General features: G+C 42.9%; 14 protein-coding genes. 7 read left to right on the forward strand and 7 right to left on the reverse strand.

Annotation, left to right across the window (positions count from 1 at the left end; translation table 11 throughout):
- Positions 1-199: 199 nt before the first annotated feature.
- Entirely contained in the window at positions 200-1,168 is a 969-nt protein-coding gene (locus tag R8P61_24585; protein MDW3650274.1) for an NAD-dependent epimerase/dehydratase family protein, read from the forward strand.
- Between the two features lie 101 nt (positions 1,169-1,269).
- Positions 1,270-2,481 (forward strand): N-acetylglucosamine-6-phosphate deacetylase, encoded by a 1,212-nt coding sequence (nagA, locus tag R8P61_24590; protein MDW3650275.1) that lies wholly within the window; start codon positions 1,270-1,272, stop codon positions 2,479-2,481.
- 136 nt (positions 2,482-2,617) lie between these two features.
- On the opposite strand, the gene yfbR is transcribed toward nagA, so the two are convergent.
- Both yfbR and R8P61_24600 read right to left on the reverse strand, forming a co-directional pair.
- The gene (yfbR, locus tag R8P61_24595) at positions 2,618-3,196 is read right to left on the reverse strand and encodes a 5'-deoxynucleotidase (GenBank protein ID MDW3650276.1); all 579 of its coding nucleotides are present in this window, start codon (positions 3,194-3,196) and stop codon (positions 2,618-2,620) included.
- Positions 3,197-3,209: 13 nt separating this feature from the next.
- Positions 3,210-3,575, reverse strand: coding sequence for a hypothetical protein (locus tag R8P61_24600; protein MDW3650277.1), 366 nt, complete (start codon positions 3,573-3,575; stop codon positions 3,210-3,212).
- Positions 3,576-3,656: 81 nt separating this feature from the next.
- Here R8P61_24600 and R8P61_24605 point away from each other — a divergent pair, with 81 nt between their 5' ends.
- From R8P61_24605 to R8P61_24615, 3 genes are read left to right on the forward strand one after another with little or no spacing between them, the layout of a single operon-like run.
- Positions 3,657-5,114: a sulfatase gene (locus tag R8P61_24605; protein MDW3650278.1), complete on the forward strand. Its 1,458-nt coding sequence runs from the start codon at positions 3,657-3,659 to the stop codon at positions 5,112-5,114.
- 32 nt (positions 5,115-5,146) lie between these two features.
- Entirely contained in the window at positions 5,147-5,626 is a 480-nt protein-coding gene (locus R8P61_24610) for a hypothetical protein (protein ID MDW3650279.1), read from the forward strand.
- Between the two features lie 19 nt (positions 5,627-5,645).
- The gene (locus R8P61_24615) at positions 5,646-5,843 is read left to right on the forward strand and encodes a hypothetical protein (GenBank protein ID MDW3650280.1); all 198 of its coding nucleotides are present in this window, start codon (positions 5,646-5,648) and stop codon (positions 5,841-5,843) included.
- Here the strand turns inward: R8P61_24615 and R8P61_24620 are convergent.
- Both R8P61_24620 and R8P61_24625 read right to left on the reverse strand, forming a co-directional pair.
- A complete protein-coding gene (locus tag R8P61_24620; GenBank protein ID MDW3650281.1) occupies positions 5,840-6,421 on the reverse strand; it encodes a TIGR00730 family Rossman fold protein in 582 nt (193 codons plus the stop codon). The two genes, R8P61_24615 and R8P61_24620, sit on opposite strands and share 4 nt — an antisense overlap.
- Positions 6,422-6,491: 70 nt before the next feature.
- Positions 6,492-7,721, reverse strand: a complete 1,230-nt coding sequence (locus R8P61_24625; protein ID MDW3650282.1) for an aspartyl protease family protein — start codon at positions 7,719-7,721, stop codon at positions 6,492-6,494.
- A 141-nt stretch (positions 7,722-7,862) separates the two neighbouring features.
- On the opposite strand from R8P61_24625, the gene R8P61_24630 reads away from it, so the two are divergent.
- Positions 7,863-8,912: a hypothetical protein gene (locus R8P61_24630; protein ID MDW3650283.1), complete on the forward strand. Its 1,050-nt coding sequence runs from the start codon at positions 7,863-7,865 to the stop codon at positions 8,910-8,912.
- Here the strand turns inward: R8P61_24630 and R8P61_24635 are convergent.
- Genes R8P61_24635 through R8P61_24645 form a run of 3 tightly spaced genes read right to left on the reverse strand, consistent with a single transcriptional unit; the run spans position 8,909 to position 11,170 of the window.
- On the reverse strand, positions 8,909-9,811 hold the full coding sequence (locus R8P61_24635; GenBank protein MDW3650284.1) for a histone deacetylase: 903 nt from the start codon (positions 9,809-9,811) through the stop codon (positions 8,909-8,911). The two genes, R8P61_24630 and R8P61_24635, sit on opposite strands and share 4 nt — an antisense overlap.
- Entirely contained in the window at positions 9,812-10,609 is a 798-nt protein-coding gene (locus tag R8P61_24640; protein MDW3650285.1) for a DUF2797 domain-containing protein, read from the reverse strand. It abuts the gene before it with no gap.
- Between the two features lie 57 nt (positions 10,610-10,666).
- Positions 10,667-11,170 carry a YcxB family protein gene (locus R8P61_24645; protein ID MDW3650286.1) on the reverse strand — a complete coding sequence of 168 codons (504 nt, stop codon included), beginning with the start codon at positions 11,168-11,170 and terminating at the stop codon, positions 10,667-10,669.
- A 573-nt stretch (positions 11,171-11,743) separates the two neighbouring features.
- On the opposite strand from R8P61_24645, the gene R8P61_24650 reads away from it, so the two are divergent.
- Complete coding sequence (locus tag R8P61_24650; protein ID MDW3650287.1) at positions 11,744-14,974, forward strand: hypothetical protein; 3,231 nt, start codon at positions 11,744-11,746, stop codon at positions 14,972-14,974.
- Positions 14,975-15,219 lie beyond the last annotated feature (245 nt).

The raw sequence follows: 15,219 nt of genomic DNA on the forward strand, positions 1-15,219 counted from the left end.
ATTTATAGGAAAAATAGATTACATTTTTGCTAAGCAAAGATCATTTTTCTTGTACAATTTTTAAGGAATCCTATACGAATTTATCATTCGAGCAAGGGTTATAAAATGCTATATTTTTTTCTTAAGCTTGGGCTTTGCATCCCATTTCAGACACAAAAAAAACCGACCCTCTTAACCGGCATTTTTATCTGAATAGAACATGATATCAGAGACCTCCACTGAAAAGATCCTTGTCATAGGCGCCTTAGGGCAGATCGGAAAAGAACTTACCGAAGCGCTGAGAAATAAGTACGGGAAAGAACGCGTAATCGCATCCGACATCCGTGAACCCGATTTTGATAATGCTCCTCACATTACCCTAAATGTTTTGGATAAAGAGGCTTTAATCAGCTGCATCCGAGAACATGAGATCAAGGTAATCTTCAATCTGGCGGCTATCCTTTCCGCCAAAGGAGAGGAAAATCCACAGATGGCCTGGCAGATCAATATGGATGGCTTACTCAATAGCCTCGAAGCTGCAAGAGAAACCGATATTAGCAGGATTTTCTGGCCGAGTTCGATTGCGGTCTTTGGTCCTGGCTCTCCTCGTCAAAACACGCCACAGGATTGTATCATGGACCCCAATACAGTTTATGGGATTAGTAAGCTGGCTGGGGAAAGATGGTGTGCTTATTACACGGAGAAATACGGACTCGACATTCGCAGCCTTCGGTATCCAGGCCTGATTGGCTACAAAGGAGCTGCCGGAGGGGGAACGACTGATTATGCCGTAGATATTTTTCATGAAGCCCTGAAAAGTGGAAATTTCACTTCCTTCCTCGACAAAGGCACATATCTGCCCATGATGTATATGCCAGATGCCATCAATGCCACTCTGAGGCTCATGGAGGCTCCCAGGGAAACCTTAAAGGTCAGGACATCCTATAATCTTGCGGGCATCAGCTTTAGTCCTGATGAGATAGCAGCGGCCATACAAAGGCATATTCCTGAGTTTAAAATGGCTTACGGCCCGGATTATCGCCAGGCCATTGCCGATTCCTGGCCACAAAGTGTAGATGACTCCGCGGCTCAGAAAGATTGGAATTGGGAAGCTGCCTATGATTTGGAAAGCATGGTGAAAGATATGCTATTACATCTGCGGGAAAGATATAAGGCAGTCGGAGCTTGAATTGAGGAATATAGCCCATAGATACACTCTTTAGGAGCTTTTTTAGTATAATGAATAGAATTGTTCTATTCTTTCTACTACCATTAAGTCTTCCTGGGCATATGTTGAAAATTCTATCTCTATTCCTCATCCTTTTGAATTTGCACATGAGCGATATATATGCACAGGAAGTAACTGTTGTAAGGGGATTATTATACAGCGATGAAAGAGCTGTAGAAATTGAAATCCGCGGAGGAATCATCTCAAGGATAAGCGACTTAGGCAATGAGCATGAAATCCCGAATCTATATATCGCTCCGGGTTTAATTGACCTGCAAATCAATGGCTATGTCGGGATTGATTTCTCAGGACCTGATTTGAATGAAAAGGATTTAATCAAAGCAACTCAGGCTTTATGGGAAGTCGGCGTAACCACTTACTATCCTACCCTGATCACAAGTGAACTCCAGCGGCTACATGACAACTTCGCTATAATGGCTCGGGCAATAGAAGCGCCTGAAATACGCTCATCGATTCCGGGCTTTCATCTGGAAGGTCCCTACATTTCTCCCCTTCCGGGCTTTCGGGGAGCACATTTGGAAAAATATATCAGAGCCCCTGATTGGGAAGAATTTGAGCAAATCCAGCAATCTGCCAATCATCATATAAAGATTCTTACCCTCGCTCCGGAACGAAAAGGAGCCATTCCCTTTATCAAAAACTGTGTGCTAAGTGGCGTACTTGTTTCAATCGGACATCACAATGCGAATCCATCGGAAATACAAGCTGCGGTAGATGCCGGCGTGAGAATGTCTACCCATTTAGGCAATGGCTGTGCAAATGAAATTCATCGCCACAACAATCCTCTCTGGCCCCAGCTTTCTCAGGATTTACTCAGTCCGACGATCATTGCGGATGGGTATCACCTGACAAAGGAAGAGCTAAGAACTTTTTTTAAAGTAAAGGGAGTAGAAAAGACGATACTCGTTTCTGATGCCCTGGATTTGGCAGGCCTTGAGGAGGGTGAATACATTCGCGGAGAAAGAAAACTGCTGCTTACTCCTCATGTAGTCAAACTGCCCGAACAGGATGTTCTCGCCGGAGCTGCATCTCCCATAAGTAAGTGTGTAGGGAATATGATCAGATTTACCCAATGCAGTCTGGGGGAAGCCATACAAATGGCAAGTACAAATCCTGCACGCATGCTGTCCTTGCATGATAGGGGAGAAATACAAGTCGGTAAACGCGCTGATCTTATCCTGTTTCAAATGCGCGATCATGAAATGGACATTCGCAGTACTTATGTGGCCGGAGAATTGGTCTATACGCAATGATCGCTAAGCTTGTACGATAAACTTTTGTGAACGGCTATCTTGCTGAATAAAAGAACTCCATTCATCTATTGAATACAGAATCTGAGCTGACTGGTTTCTTCTACTCATAAAATCCTGACAGAAAGCTAAATTCTTTTCAATCCAACTCATCCAGCGTCAAGCGCATACTCGGCGTAAAGGTCTGCATGAAATACTTTACTTCCGGCAGGTCCATTTCTTCAATGCTTCTTTTAATCACGCTCTTGGCCTGGGAAAATTCCTGATTACCCTGCTTCAATTCTTCCAGGCATTTCAGATAAGCAGAAATCTTGTCTGCCGCTTTTACCAGGACCCAATGTTCTTTTTCTTCCTCCTCAGTAAAGAGGATATTTTTATAGTGTTTGCGAATGGCCTCTGGAAGCATAGAAAACAGCCTTTCATTTGCGATTTCCTCGATCTCATGATAGGCTTTTTTGATTTCTGGGCTAAAATATTTGATAGGCGTCGGCAGATCCCCTGTAATCACTTCGCTTGCGTCATGATACATAGCCAGAACAGCAACCCGATCAGGATTTACCTTTCCTCCATAAATCTCATTTCTAACAACTGCCAGAATATGGGCAATCATACTTACCTGAAGGCTATGTTCCTGTATATTTTCTTCGTGCACATTGTACATCAAACTCCAACGCTGTATAAGACGCATGCGAGAGAGGTAGGCAAAAAAGTGGCTCATTTAATATAAATTCTTATGCTTTTTCGAGGGCAATTTGGGTGATCTGTTCGAGGGCGAAGTTTATGCTTTCCCGATCCATCTCATGAAGATTTCTGATCCAAAGGGTTTTGGCATGTTTGCCTTTTCCCTGTAAGACCAATTCCCTCGTATCTATCTTATCCGTATGATGCAGGTATAATTTGCAATGATCTTTCCCCATACCAATAACCGCCAGCACATTATCCTTCCTCCCAATGCTATATAAGGTCATCTTTACTTTGGCCCCTCCTCCGACATCTTCCACAATTTGATCAGATTGACTCAGGATCAATTTCTGTAGCTCCTGAGCGACGTCCATAAGGAGTTGATCTATATCCGGCCAGAGATTTCCAAGGTCCATAAGGAAGTTTTTGATAAGCTAAAGATAGTACCCTTAGGCATCTGAAAAAAAATTCCCATATTGGCTTTTCTAAAAACCATTATGATGCGGAACTACTCCCTACTATTCAGCATAATATTATGTTTATGTTTTTCCTTTTTAAGCTGTAATCAAACAGAAGAGAAAAAGGAAGCTCCTCGTAAGCCAAATTTCATTATCATTTTCACCGATGACCAGGGCTATGCTGACCTGGGGGTGTATGGTGCCAAAGATTTTGATACTCCTCATCTGGACAAAATGGCCAGCGAAGGCCTGAAGTTCAATAGATTTTATGTTTCTCAACCGGTTTGCTCAGCAAGTAGGGCTTCCCTTATGACGGGTTCTTACTCCAATCGTTTGGGTATCCATGGTGCCTATTTCCCATATTCTAAAAAAGGCCTGAATCTCGAAGAAGAGACCATTGCCGAGATTCTCAAACCTCTGGGATATAAAACGGCTATCTTTGGGAAATGGCATTTGGGAGATCATCCGGATCAATTGCCCACCAATCATGGCTTTGACGAATATTATGGGATTCCTTTTTCCAATGATATGTGGCCCCAACATCCAGCCAATGAGCATTTCAAATTTGAGCCCCTTCCCCTAATCGAAGGCAATGAAAAAATCCATGAAATCACGGATCAATCCCTGATGACGGGAAAATACAGCAATCGAGCTGTTGATTTCATCCGAAAAAATAAAGACAATCCCTTTTTGCTCTACCTTCCACATCCTATGCCTCATGCACCTTTAGCAGCATCTCCGGACTTCTCGGGTAAAACAGCCCGGGGACTATATGGAGATGTGATTTCTGAGATAGATGCAGGTGTAGGAGCCATCCTGAAAACCCTCAAGGAACAGGGGATTGATGAGCATACTATGGTCCTCTTTGCTTCTGATAATGGCCCCTGGTTAAATTATGGAGGTCATTCGGGTTCGGCCCTGCCATTGAGAGAAGGCAAAGGAACTGCCTGGGAAGGAGGTGTGAGAGTGCCTGGGATTGTGAGATGGCCGGGAAAAATCCCAGCAGGTAAAGTGACGGATATTCCAGCTATGACCATAGATATACTTCCTACGATTGCTGCCCTTGCAGGAGCAGAGCCTCCCAAAGCCAAAATTGATGGAAAGGACATCCGTCCGATTTTATTTCAGGAAGAGGGTGCAAAAAGTCCCCAGGAAGGATATGCTTTTTACTATAAGCAAAATGAACTGCATGCTGTCATGAAAGGCGATTGGAAGCTTTATTTTCCCCATACCTATCGTTCCCTCAATGGAAGAGTGGGTACCAATGATGGTTTGCCGATTCAATACGATCAAAACAAAGTTGAAGCTCCCGAATTATACAATGTCGCTACCGACATCAGTGAAACAGAAAATGTCATTGATCAGCATCCGGATATTGTTGCGGATTTGATGGATTTTGCGGAACGAACGCGTGCAGCTTTAGGGGATAAACTGACAGAGCGAGAAGGCGCAGAAAATCGTCCGGTAGGAGAAGTCCTTTGGGAAGGCAGAGAATAAGACCGTCGAAAACAAAGAAGAAATATAATAGCATGAATAAACTACTTGCATTCATTTTTACTTGCCTGTTATTATGTAGTAATTTCTCTAAGCTTCATGCCCAGAATGAGGAATTTTCAAATTCTGTCGCTTATGCTGAAGTAGGAGTCGTTGGCTTGTTTGGTTTCCTCGCAGGATTGAACCTCAGTTATGAGCATAGACTATATTCAAACACAGACAACAATCTCCATATCTATGGTCGAGGAGGAGTTGCGGCATCCGGAGTACTCTTTGGTTCTGGCGGTTTTGGAGGTCTGCTTGGAGGAAGTTTGCTAACCGGAAGTGGCAATCATCATTTTGAAGCTGATCTGGGAGTCATTGTAGGGAAAAATGATGGATCAGGCGGCAATGATGTTTTTGCCCAGGCAATAGGAGAGATAGGGTATCGTTTTCAAAAACCCGGAGGAGGCTTCCTCTTTAAAATAAAAGCCGGCATCACAGGAATAGGGGGTGCATTAGGCTATGCATTTTAATCAAAAACACAGAAAAATTATGAACAATAGTAATAGCAAATACCTCGTAAGAAATCTCTTCATCATAATTGCCCTTATTATTCCAATTCTAGGGATTTACATGGCAGTATCAGCTTATGCTGCTCGCCATTATGCAGACGCAGGGATAATTCTGGCGGCTGTTTCGATACCCGTTAGCGTTGCTTTATACAGAATAATGGCCCAGGCGGGTTCCTAAACCTGCGCCCGGTCGATCCATTTCTCTACATCCGGAGGCTGGTAAGCATCCATCAGCCGAAGCAATTCAATGGGATTTTCGTGGCTGATGATCATGTCGCGGTTTTTCTGATGGAGAAAGCGTTTCTCTACCATTTCGTCAAAGAAATTCAGGAGGGAATCAAAATATCCGTTTACATTTAGTACACCAACCGGACAGTTATGCAAACCTAATTGAGCCCAGGTCAGGATTTCGCACATCTCATCCATGGTTCCCATTCCTCCGGGCATAGAAATAAAGCCATCTGAACGATCCGCCATGATCTGCTTGCGTTCGTGCATAGTATCCGTTTTGATCAATTCGCTGACACCTGTATGTCCGACTTCTTTCGCCATCAGAAAATGAGGGATCACTCCTATGACATGTCCGTTTTTCTCCAGACAGGCATCTGCAATTACTCCCATCAGGCCTACATTGCCCGCACCATAAACGAGGCTGATCTCTTTTTCTGCTAGGATCTTTCCTAGTTCCTGAGCAGCAGTAATAAAAACAGGTTCGGATCCTACATTGGAACCGCAAAAGACACAAACTGATTTCATAGCCAAAATTTTGATTGAGCTCAAAATTAGGCAGCTGTGGGAAAAAGACAAGGGAAGAGGAAAATTTTGTCTATATCTCTTTTTTAAGCTTGAAGCGAATCTTCATGGTTTTATCCCCACGCTTGATTTTGAGGTGAATATATCGACCTGCTCTGCGGGTCAGCGTGGCATAAACAGAATTGATGTCATACTTGATCAGAGGAAAGCCATTCATGGCAATCAATTTATCATTGATCTTTAGGCCTGCTTTAGCAGCGGGGGAATTGGGGCGAACGTAATTGATGATAAAGTTGTCAAAATTGTCGCCATGACTGATAATCTCCAGCCCTGATACATTGTAATCAAAGGGAGCTTTATAATCCTTATTTTTCTTCAAATAAAGTTTTCTGTCTTTATAATTAAAGATCACTGTGAATCGGGAAAGGATCTCCGAACCTAAATTGCCATACCAGGGGATGTTTTCCGGGAGCATAATCAAAGAGGCTGAGTCGGGATAGCCCGTAATGACCGATGAAAACTCAAATTCGCCTAATTGCAGACCATTGGCTCTTGCCAATTTCCCATATACATCACCATTTAACCCTCTGCCCAAAAAAGCATCTATAGAAGAAGAAGGAACCGGCAATTCACCATTGAAGAGGGTAATCGCATTGCTGGCTCCTGTATCCAGCAGCCAGCGTCTTTCAAATTTCTGGCCGCGATAATCCGTCAATGTTGCCCGTACATAAGGTTTACTTCGGATGATCTCTATCGGAATTTCAGTGAATTTTTTTCTGGGCTTGAACTTGAAGGGATCATAGAGTCTGATGTATTTTTCCTTATAGTTGATTTCAACAGCAAATTGCCCAAAGATCTGGTAGCCCAGAATTCCATAAACGGGTTTGCCAAACATACCGGAATAAGAGATCAAACCTTTAGGGAGAATGAGCATTTGCAGTCCTACCCCTTTAATTCCATTGGGCAAGGCGATCTGAACATTCGGGGCGACTTTGGCATCTATTTCTTCACCACCTCCTAATCCTCTTACTTTGATATTTCGCAAAGAATCCAGGGATAAAAACTCTTGCAAAAAAGGTTCGGTAAGAATGGTGCGTTTGGCACCTGTGTCCAAAATGAAATTCATTTCGAATGATCCGTTGATCCTTATGGGAAGCAAGACGACATTATGCTGAATTTCCACAGGAATTTTTACCGAACGGACTCCTTTTGGCAAGACAAATCCGTTAACCTTGGAAAAGGCTGTATTTTGTAAAAAAAGCCCCAGGAATAATAATATTAGCACGTATATCCGGGTTATCATAAAACTAGGTTTTAGTTCGGATAGTAGTAATAGCTGGGAATCCTTAAATTTGAATGCATTTATCAAAATATACGCCTTTCCATTTTTATTTTCAATAGAAAGGTTGCTTTTTAAGCAAGAGACACTCACAATCTGATCCCTATGATACGTCATTTTTTTAGCTGTATTTTAGCGCTTTTACTCTGTACTCAGCTTTTCGCCCAAAAGAAATTATTCAGATCTGACGAGCTCCTGGAAGTAAAATTGAGTTTTGACTATGACGCTCTTCAAAAAGATCGTGGATATAAGCCCTCTTACCACGATGCAAGCCTTTCTTATATAAACGATGGAGATGCGGAAGAGATGCCTGTGCGCATTCGGGTACGTGGAGCTTATCGAAGAGATCCCGAAACTTGTAATTTCCCTCCTATTCATATGAAGTTTGACAAGGATGAGATTCCCAAGGGGAGTATTTTTAAAGGGCAGAAAAAAATGAAAATCGTTACGCACTGCCGATTGGAAAAAGAGATTCTCAAGGAATACTATGTGTACAAGATGTACAATATGTTTACGGAACTCAGTTTCAATGTCCGTCTCCTGAAAATCACCTATATTGACAGCAAAGGAACACGTCCGGATGAAACGAAATATGCTTTTTTCATCGAGTCCACCAAGCATATGGCTGAGCGCAACGGAGGAAAAGAACTTAACGAAATGATTCCTCTCCTTCCAGAAGATGTAGAGCGCGAGCAAATGACCCTTACCACAGTATTCAATTATATGGTGGCTAATAAAGATTTCCGGGTAAATAAATCTACTCGTAAAAACCTGAAAATAATCACGAATAAGGAGCTTGGAGGAAAACCTATACCAATCCCCTATGATTATGATTGGTCTGGAATCGTAAATGCCTCTTACCTGAACCGGGAAAGTAAATTTAGTAAAGCCCTTTCCCCCATGGCTTATTACTTAAAACAGAGAGAAGTTTTCAATCCCAATAAGATATGCAGGAGTGCAGAAGAATATAAAGCTGTAATTGCCAAATTTCAGGAATTGCAGCCGGCCATATTTGAGATGTATAAAAATTCTCCCTATCTGGATAAAACCAGTATAAAAGAAATCCTGAAAGCCTATAAGAACTTTTATAAGTTTATCAAGAGTTCTAAAAATATAGAATCGACTTTTGTGGGCAGTTGCCCCAATGAGGCCTAGCTGTAGAGTTCGATTGCCTGCCGAAAGGTATTGCAGTGCGCTTCTACCGTGTCAGCCACTCTGAGAGAATATCCTCCTCCCATACAAACTGCGAGGGGGATATTTTTTGTTTTGCAAAGCTCAAGGACTTTGCGATCTCTTTCCTTTACACCAGCTCTACTCAAGGAGAGTTTCCCCAAACGATCACTTTCCAATACATCTACCCCTGCTTGAAAATAAATAAAGTCAGGTTTTACCTCCGAAATCAGGCGCTCCAGGCTTTTATCCAGTTTCTCATGGTACTCTCTATCTCCACTCCCCGTTTGCATAGGGAGATCGAGATTTGATGCTTCTTTATGCAGAGGATAATTGTCTTTTCCATGCATACTAAAGGTAAATACACGATCCTCCTTCTGAAATATATCTGCATTGCCATTTCCCTGATGTACATCCAGATCAATGATGAGGATCTGCCCGACCAATTGCTGCTCCAGGAGATAGGTGGCACTGATGGCAATATCATTGAGCAGGCAAAAGCCTTCTCCCCGATCTCGATAGGCGTGATGGGTTCCTCCGGCGATGTTCATTCCGATTCCGTGTTTCAGGGCCCATTTTGCAGCTTCGAAAGTTCCATTTACACTTCGCCTTGAACGATCCACCAAAGTAGCCGATTGAGGAAAGCCAATTTTTCGCATGGCACGGGGCTGGACTTTGAGTTCGCGTATGGAGTCCCAATATTCGGCTGTATGCAGATTGCGAATATGCGCTTCAGCGATGGGTTCACTTTCTTCCAGGACATCTTCCTCTATACTTCCTTCATAGAGTAGCTGTTCGCGGATGAGCCGATATTTATCTATAGGAAAGCGATGCCCTTCCGGCAAAGTCGGCACAAAGCGATCGGAATGAAAGATGCGTAGCATTTAGACCTCCAGATCTATCCAGTAACCGGTATGTTTGCGGACATTGAGTACGCGGCCCGCATCAAAAATCAGGTATTGTCCCCGGATTCCAAGCAGGGTGCCTTCGATTTCAGGCATTTTTTCGAAGGAAAGGCTTTTCACTTTCTCTGGATAAGCTTCCACGGGATAGTGAATTTCTGTTACCTCATCATTGGAACTCTGGTACTCGGCATACTCAGCTGGGAGCAAGTCCAGCAAACGCGTTTTTTCTTCCAGAATATCCAGGTCCATATTCATCTGATTCTTGAGCATGCGTTGCCAATTGGTTTTATCAGAGAGGTGATCCTTCATAGCAACCTCTATCACACCGGCCAAATAGCGATTGGGGGTTTCGGCGAACTTAACGGCTTTCCAGGCTCCCTGATCAATCCAACGCGTAGGAACTTGCTGCTCGCGGGTTACGCCCACTTTCATCCCATTTGTCAGGGCGAGGTAGACGATATGCGGCTGCACATGATGCGCTTGTTCCCATTCGACATCCCGACCTTTGCCCAAATGTCCTTCGCATACTTCCGGACGAATGATGCAGGGAGAAGCTTCGGGTGCATTCATGAAGTGGCGGTAACAAAATCCCTGAGCAAAAGACTTTTTGGTTTTATCTCCACAAATGATGCAATTGATCCGGCCTTCGTAAGAAAACTTGAGTTCTTTGCCAATCAGTTCATTCATGGGAACTGCCTCTTCTCCCAAATGGAGTTCATAACTTACCGGCGAATCGAGTTTCACCCGCATTTTGGAAAGGTTACCGCTGTATTTCATCTATCAATTAATTTGGGCAAAAATACATGATAAAAATGGGAAAGAATACCCGATGTTTTATTTCTTGAGCTTCTGCAAAATATGGGATTTACCACGGATTAGGCTTTTGAGAACTTCCATATCCGCTTCATCTTCAAAACTCTCCTTTTTCAGGTAAATGGCATTGATACGGTTGGTGAATATCAGAAACCAGTTTTTCGTTTCCTCCACCTTATAAATCAAGTCCCAGGACTGACGGAAGTCGTATTTATCCGCTTTAGCAGAAACCCATTCATCCGAAAACTCATAAGTTACCGGCTCACGAATCGCATGACTACTTTTGAATACTGATCTGGCAGAAAAGAAGACTACCAAGGGCAAAAAGATCAGAATTCCCAGAAAAGGGTAAATAAAGGATAGGTCCGGATCATTGCCCTGCAATTCGACATAAGCCATAAAAGCAGCGAAAAGAATAAATAGGGAATAGATGATCAGGATGACAGGTCTGCGGAAGTACCTCAGAAATGAGAAACGAACAAACTCCTCCTGACTGAGGCTTTGAGAAACACTGATTTTGTCCATGAGCAGCATTGGTAGGGGAGTAAATTAAGAACAAGGAAGAAGAAATGGAAAAGTGAGAAGTCATATTCATCTCTAATCCGCCCATTCGTCAAGAGGTCGTATAGATAGGCAGCTAAAAAATACAGGCCCGACAGTCCTATTATTGCGAGCCCAAATATTGGGCGAAGCAATCTCCTTGAATGCAAATTATCTGAGTTAAGGAGATTGCTTCGCCGGAGATTCCGGCTCGCAATGACAGGCAAAGTCTATTCTTCTCATCACGAGAATTTTTCGCAGCTCCATTACAAAGGGTAATTATTTTTGAATGTAAGTAGAAGTCGTTTTTCTCGATATTAATTGTCTGCTTATAAACAATTTCTGATTGAAACGCTTTTGAACTTTAGGAATCCTTACAGTCTGATTGTCACGCTGGTTACCCTTTGGGCAAAATCCTTAGGTGGCTTTAGGGTCTGTTAGCTTTTAAACTGTATTCATGGTAAAAGTTTTTGTAAATTAACATAAACTTAGGTGGGAAATGTGAAATCTTGCTGACACAGTAATCCTTGTATTGAGAGCAATTCCAATTTGACCTTTATGATCCGATCCATCCTACTCGCACTTTGCCTTAGCAGTGCTGTATATATAGCCTCCGCACAGTCTTTCAAGACTTTCCCCAATAGCTCATGGGAATCCGTTTCCTCTGAGAATTTTGATGTATTCTATACTGGAAATAATCGTTCGGGTGCAATCCTTACGGCCCGCTATGCAGAATTGGCGCGATATGAGATCGGGGTTCTTTTTGATTTCAAGCCTGAATTTCGCTATCCCCTGATTTATGGAGGAAATGAAGGAGAATTGGCTTATTCCAATTTCGAAGACATAGCCGCAAGAGAATATCCTGGTATTTTCAATCTTCCCGACCTTAAAGGTATGGTCATTCACCCCGGATCAGCTAATGGCCATTTCAAAAGAACCAAGGAACAAGTTGCGGAGCTTATCATCAATGAATTTAGTTATGGAGATCGGGTAGGAAATATTTTGCAAACTCAATTGCTCTATCATCATGCGAACTGGTATGCAGAAGGATTAGCGGAATTTGTCGCACATGGATGGACCTACTCGGATGAAACCTGGCTCAATAGCATAAGAAGTACAAAACAGAATCTGGTCCAATTGGCGCTTGAAGGTGATGAAAAAATTAACCGGGTCGTAAGAAAATCCATCTGGAGATATATCGCCCTTGATTATGGCGAGTCCAAGCTTTCAGAGATCCTTTATCTTTCCTCTATCCAACATTCCATAGAGAGCGGAATTATTTCCGTTTTGGGCATCAACCTCAACACCCTCACTCAACGCTGGAGAGAGTACGTAAATTCCTCTGGCGATACCCAGGTCGAGGGTCGCATCTTTTTGAATCAATTAGAAGGAGCCAGAGCCGTGGAGATTCCCGGAGGGCAGAAACTTATTTCTTTTGCCTATAATGAATCGAAATCACAGCTGGCACTTTACCTCGACAAAAAAGGGAAACATAGCCTATATCTATACGACATAGAAAACGATGAATATAAAGATTTGGGGATCAATGGCGGATATGCAGGCATGCAACGCTATCCTGACCTCAATCTTCCAATGGCCTGGTCTAAGGATGGTTCTGAATTAGCAACCACCGTTTATAATAAAGGCGGATATCAGATTGTCATTTATGATGCAGTCAATGAGGAAAGCAGCTTTACCCGGGTCCCAGACAATATTCAGCAAATCAGCCATATGGACTGGTCTCATGATGGGAAGAAACTGGTATTTTCAGGATTAAATGGAGGGAAGACAGATTTATTTACTCATAGAGTGGGTTCTGCTGATTTTAATCAAATCACGGATGACTTATTCGACAATCTGGAACCTGCCTGGAGTCTGGACGATAATATGATCCTTTTCAGCTCTAACAGGCTACAGGGATTGAGTCAGGAGAAAATTAGCCCTGAGATTTATCAGGACAATTTTGACCTCTTTAGCTGGAAATATGAGAATAACAGAGGGCAAATAGATAGAATCACCAATACGCCTACGATTAGCGAACGGGCACCTGTTCCCATAAGCAGCTTTGAGGCCATTTACAAAACGGATGAAAGTGGAATAGAAAACCTGGGGCGGATCAATATTTTTCAAAAAGCTGAAAGCCCTTTGACCGATTTGGAACAAGGCCTGGAAAAGTTTGAAGCCAGCGAAAAAACCATCAGCTTCTCTACTCCTGTGGATGGTGATGCTTTGGTTTATGTGGTGCCTTTTGCCTCCATGAACCATAGAAGAAAACCAGAGACAACGCTATATAGGTTGGAGTACCTGAGCAAATTTCAGGATCGTTTGGAGCCTCCGAAGAAAAAAGAAGCTGAGGCCGAATTACAAGAAGAGGAATTGAGTGAAGAAGAGGCTGCAGAAGAAAAAATGCTGAATGAAGAAGAGGATGAAGTAGAAGAAGAAGATAAGCAGGTTCGCTACTATATCTTCGATGAAGAAGAAACCTACGAATCCAAAAAAGCCAATAAAAAAGATCTCACTCGTAAGAAGAGAAAGTCAAAGCTGATCCAAACAGTCTTTGGAGACGAACCCAAACCTCAGATTGGCGATATAGAAGTCACGAAAACAGGGAATAAATCTCCCTGGGCGGCTGATTATATGGGTTTAGGACTTATATGGGATCCCCTTCCCCACAATTTTAAATATGGACTGGATTTGAGTGTCGGATACAGTGATCTCTTGAAAAATCATAAAGTGGACGTTCGAATCCGACCTTTCCTCAATTTGAAGAATGCTTTTGGGGATGTTCGCTATGAATACTTGAAAGGAAAGATCGACTTATTTGCAGAAGCTAGCTATAGAGCCCGGACCTTTAGAGAAACCAGTCCGATCAATAATGATACTTCTTTCTTCCGTTTCGATAGAGTAGGATTAAATGTAGGAGCCCGATATCCCATCAATTCTTTTGCCGCAGTTTCTCTCTTTGGGGGCGGGTATATGCTCAGTCGAAAAGACCAGCAATTGAGAAGGGCAGAAAACCTAAGTGAAGATGATATTTATGCCCACGCAGGTATTCTTTTTGAATTTGATAATGTATTGGAAGAAGAAGGTTTTGAATATCACGGCACACGGGTAAAACTGGGAGCAGACAGCTATTTCTCTCAGAATGCGGAGGATTTTGCTTTCCATAATGTACATGCGCAAGTATCTCACTTTCAGGAAGTCTATGGAAAGATCGTATTGGCTTCGAAGGTTTCAGCTTCCTTTAACCTTCCCAATACAGCCACACAGTTCTATTTAGGAAGTGTAGCCAACCAGTTGGCCTTGATTGAGTTTGCCAATAATAATGGTCAACCCATTCGCAATAATTCGGTCGATACCAGTCTCCAGAACTTCAATTTTATTGATTTTGTCATGCCTATGCGAGGCTTCTATCCAAATACTCGCCAGGGCTCTCGCTATATCGTCGGTAATTTCGAAATGAGAATTCCTCTTTCACGCTTGTTGAGAAGCACCCTGAATACCAATCCCCTCTACAATCTGGAAATCATTCCTTTCCTAGATGCCGGAACGGTTTGGGTAGACGGAAACCCTTTCTCGCAAAAGAAACCTACCGACACCCAATTCATTTCTACCGGAAATATATCGGTCAAATTGCAGACCCTCAAAAGTCCTTTCCTCATCGGCTTTGGCACCGGCCTCAGAACCAATATTCTGAGTTATTCGGTAAGAACCGATATCGCCTGGGGCCTGGATGATGGCACCTTGCAGCGGCCGATTCTTACGGTAAGTTTGGGCAAGAAATTTTGATCCTTCAGACTCTTCCGCTACAAGCCCGTTTCCCTCAAAAAGGAAACGACCCCCATATGGTATTTTGTACTCTTCTTTGGGCAGATTGTAATCTGCCCCTACAACGCATAATTTCTCTCTTTGGACCGGCGCGCACTCCTTTGGACAATTTAGGCAAGGGAGTGTGGGCTTTGAGGCGGTGGCTTGACCCTTCCGCTACAAGCCCGTTTCCCTTACAAGAGAAACAACCCACTTGCCAGACCACA

The sequence above is a fragment of the Bacteroidia bacterium genome, from assembly GCA_033391075.1.
Lineage (GTDB): Bacteria > Bacteroidota > Bacteroidia > J057 > J057 > JAWPMV01.

Bases quoted from the DNA above. Each gene is read 5' to 3' on its own strand.
- R8P61_24585 (MDW3650274.1), top strand. From the start codon at position 200: ATGATATCAGAGACCTCCACTGAAAAGATCCTTGTCATAGGCGCCTTA.
- R8P61_24625 (MDW3650282.1), bottom strand. From the start codon at position 7,721: ATGATAACCCGGATATACGTGCTAATATTATTATTCCTGGGGCTTTTT.
- R8P61_24620 (MDW3650281.1), bottom strand. From the start codon at position 6,421: ATGAAATCAGTTTGTGTCTTTTGCGGTTCCAATGTAGGATCCGAACCT.
- R8P61_24600 (MDW3650277.1), bottom strand. From the start codon at position 3,575: ATGGACCTTGGAAATCTCTGGCCGGATATAGATCAACTCCTTATGGAC.
- R8P61_24635 (MDW3650284.1), bottom strand. From the start codon at position 9,811: ATGCTACGCATCTTTCATTCCGATCGCTTTGTGCCGACTTTGCCGGAA.
- yfbR (MDW3650276.1), bottom strand. From the start codon at position 3,196: ATGAGCCACTTTTTTGCCTACCTCTCTCGCATGCGTCTTATACAGCGT.
- R8P61_24605 (MDW3650278.1), top strand. From the start codon at position 3,657: ATGATGCGGAACTACTCCCTACTATTCAGCATAATATTATGTTTATGT.
- R8P61_24615 (MDW3650280.1), top strand. From the start codon at position 5,646: ATGAACAATAGTAATAGCAAATACCTCGTAAGAAATCTCTTCATCATA.
- R8P61_24650 (MDW3650287.1), top strand. From the start codon at position 11,744: ATGATCCGATCCATCCTACTCGCACTTTGCCTTAGCAGTGCTGTATAT.
- R8P61_24645 (MDW3650286.1), bottom strand. From the start codon at position 11,170: ATGGACAAAATCAGTGTTTCTCAAAGCCTCAGTCAGGAGGAGTTTGTT.
- R8P61_24610 (MDW3650279.1), top strand. From the start codon at position 5,147: ATGAATAAACTACTTGCATTCATTTTTACTTGCCTGTTATTATGTAGT.
- R8P61_24630 (MDW3650283.1), top strand. From the start codon at position 7,863: ATGATACGTCATTTTTTTAGCTGTATTTTAGCGCTTTTACTCTGTACT.
- R8P61_24640 (MDW3650285.1), bottom strand. From the start codon at position 10,609: ATGAAATACAGCGGTAACCTTTCCAAAATGCGGGTGAAACTCGATTCG.
- nagA (MDW3650275.1), top strand. From the start codon at position 1,270: ATGTTGAAAATTCTATCTCTATTCCTCATCCTTTTGAATTTGCACATG.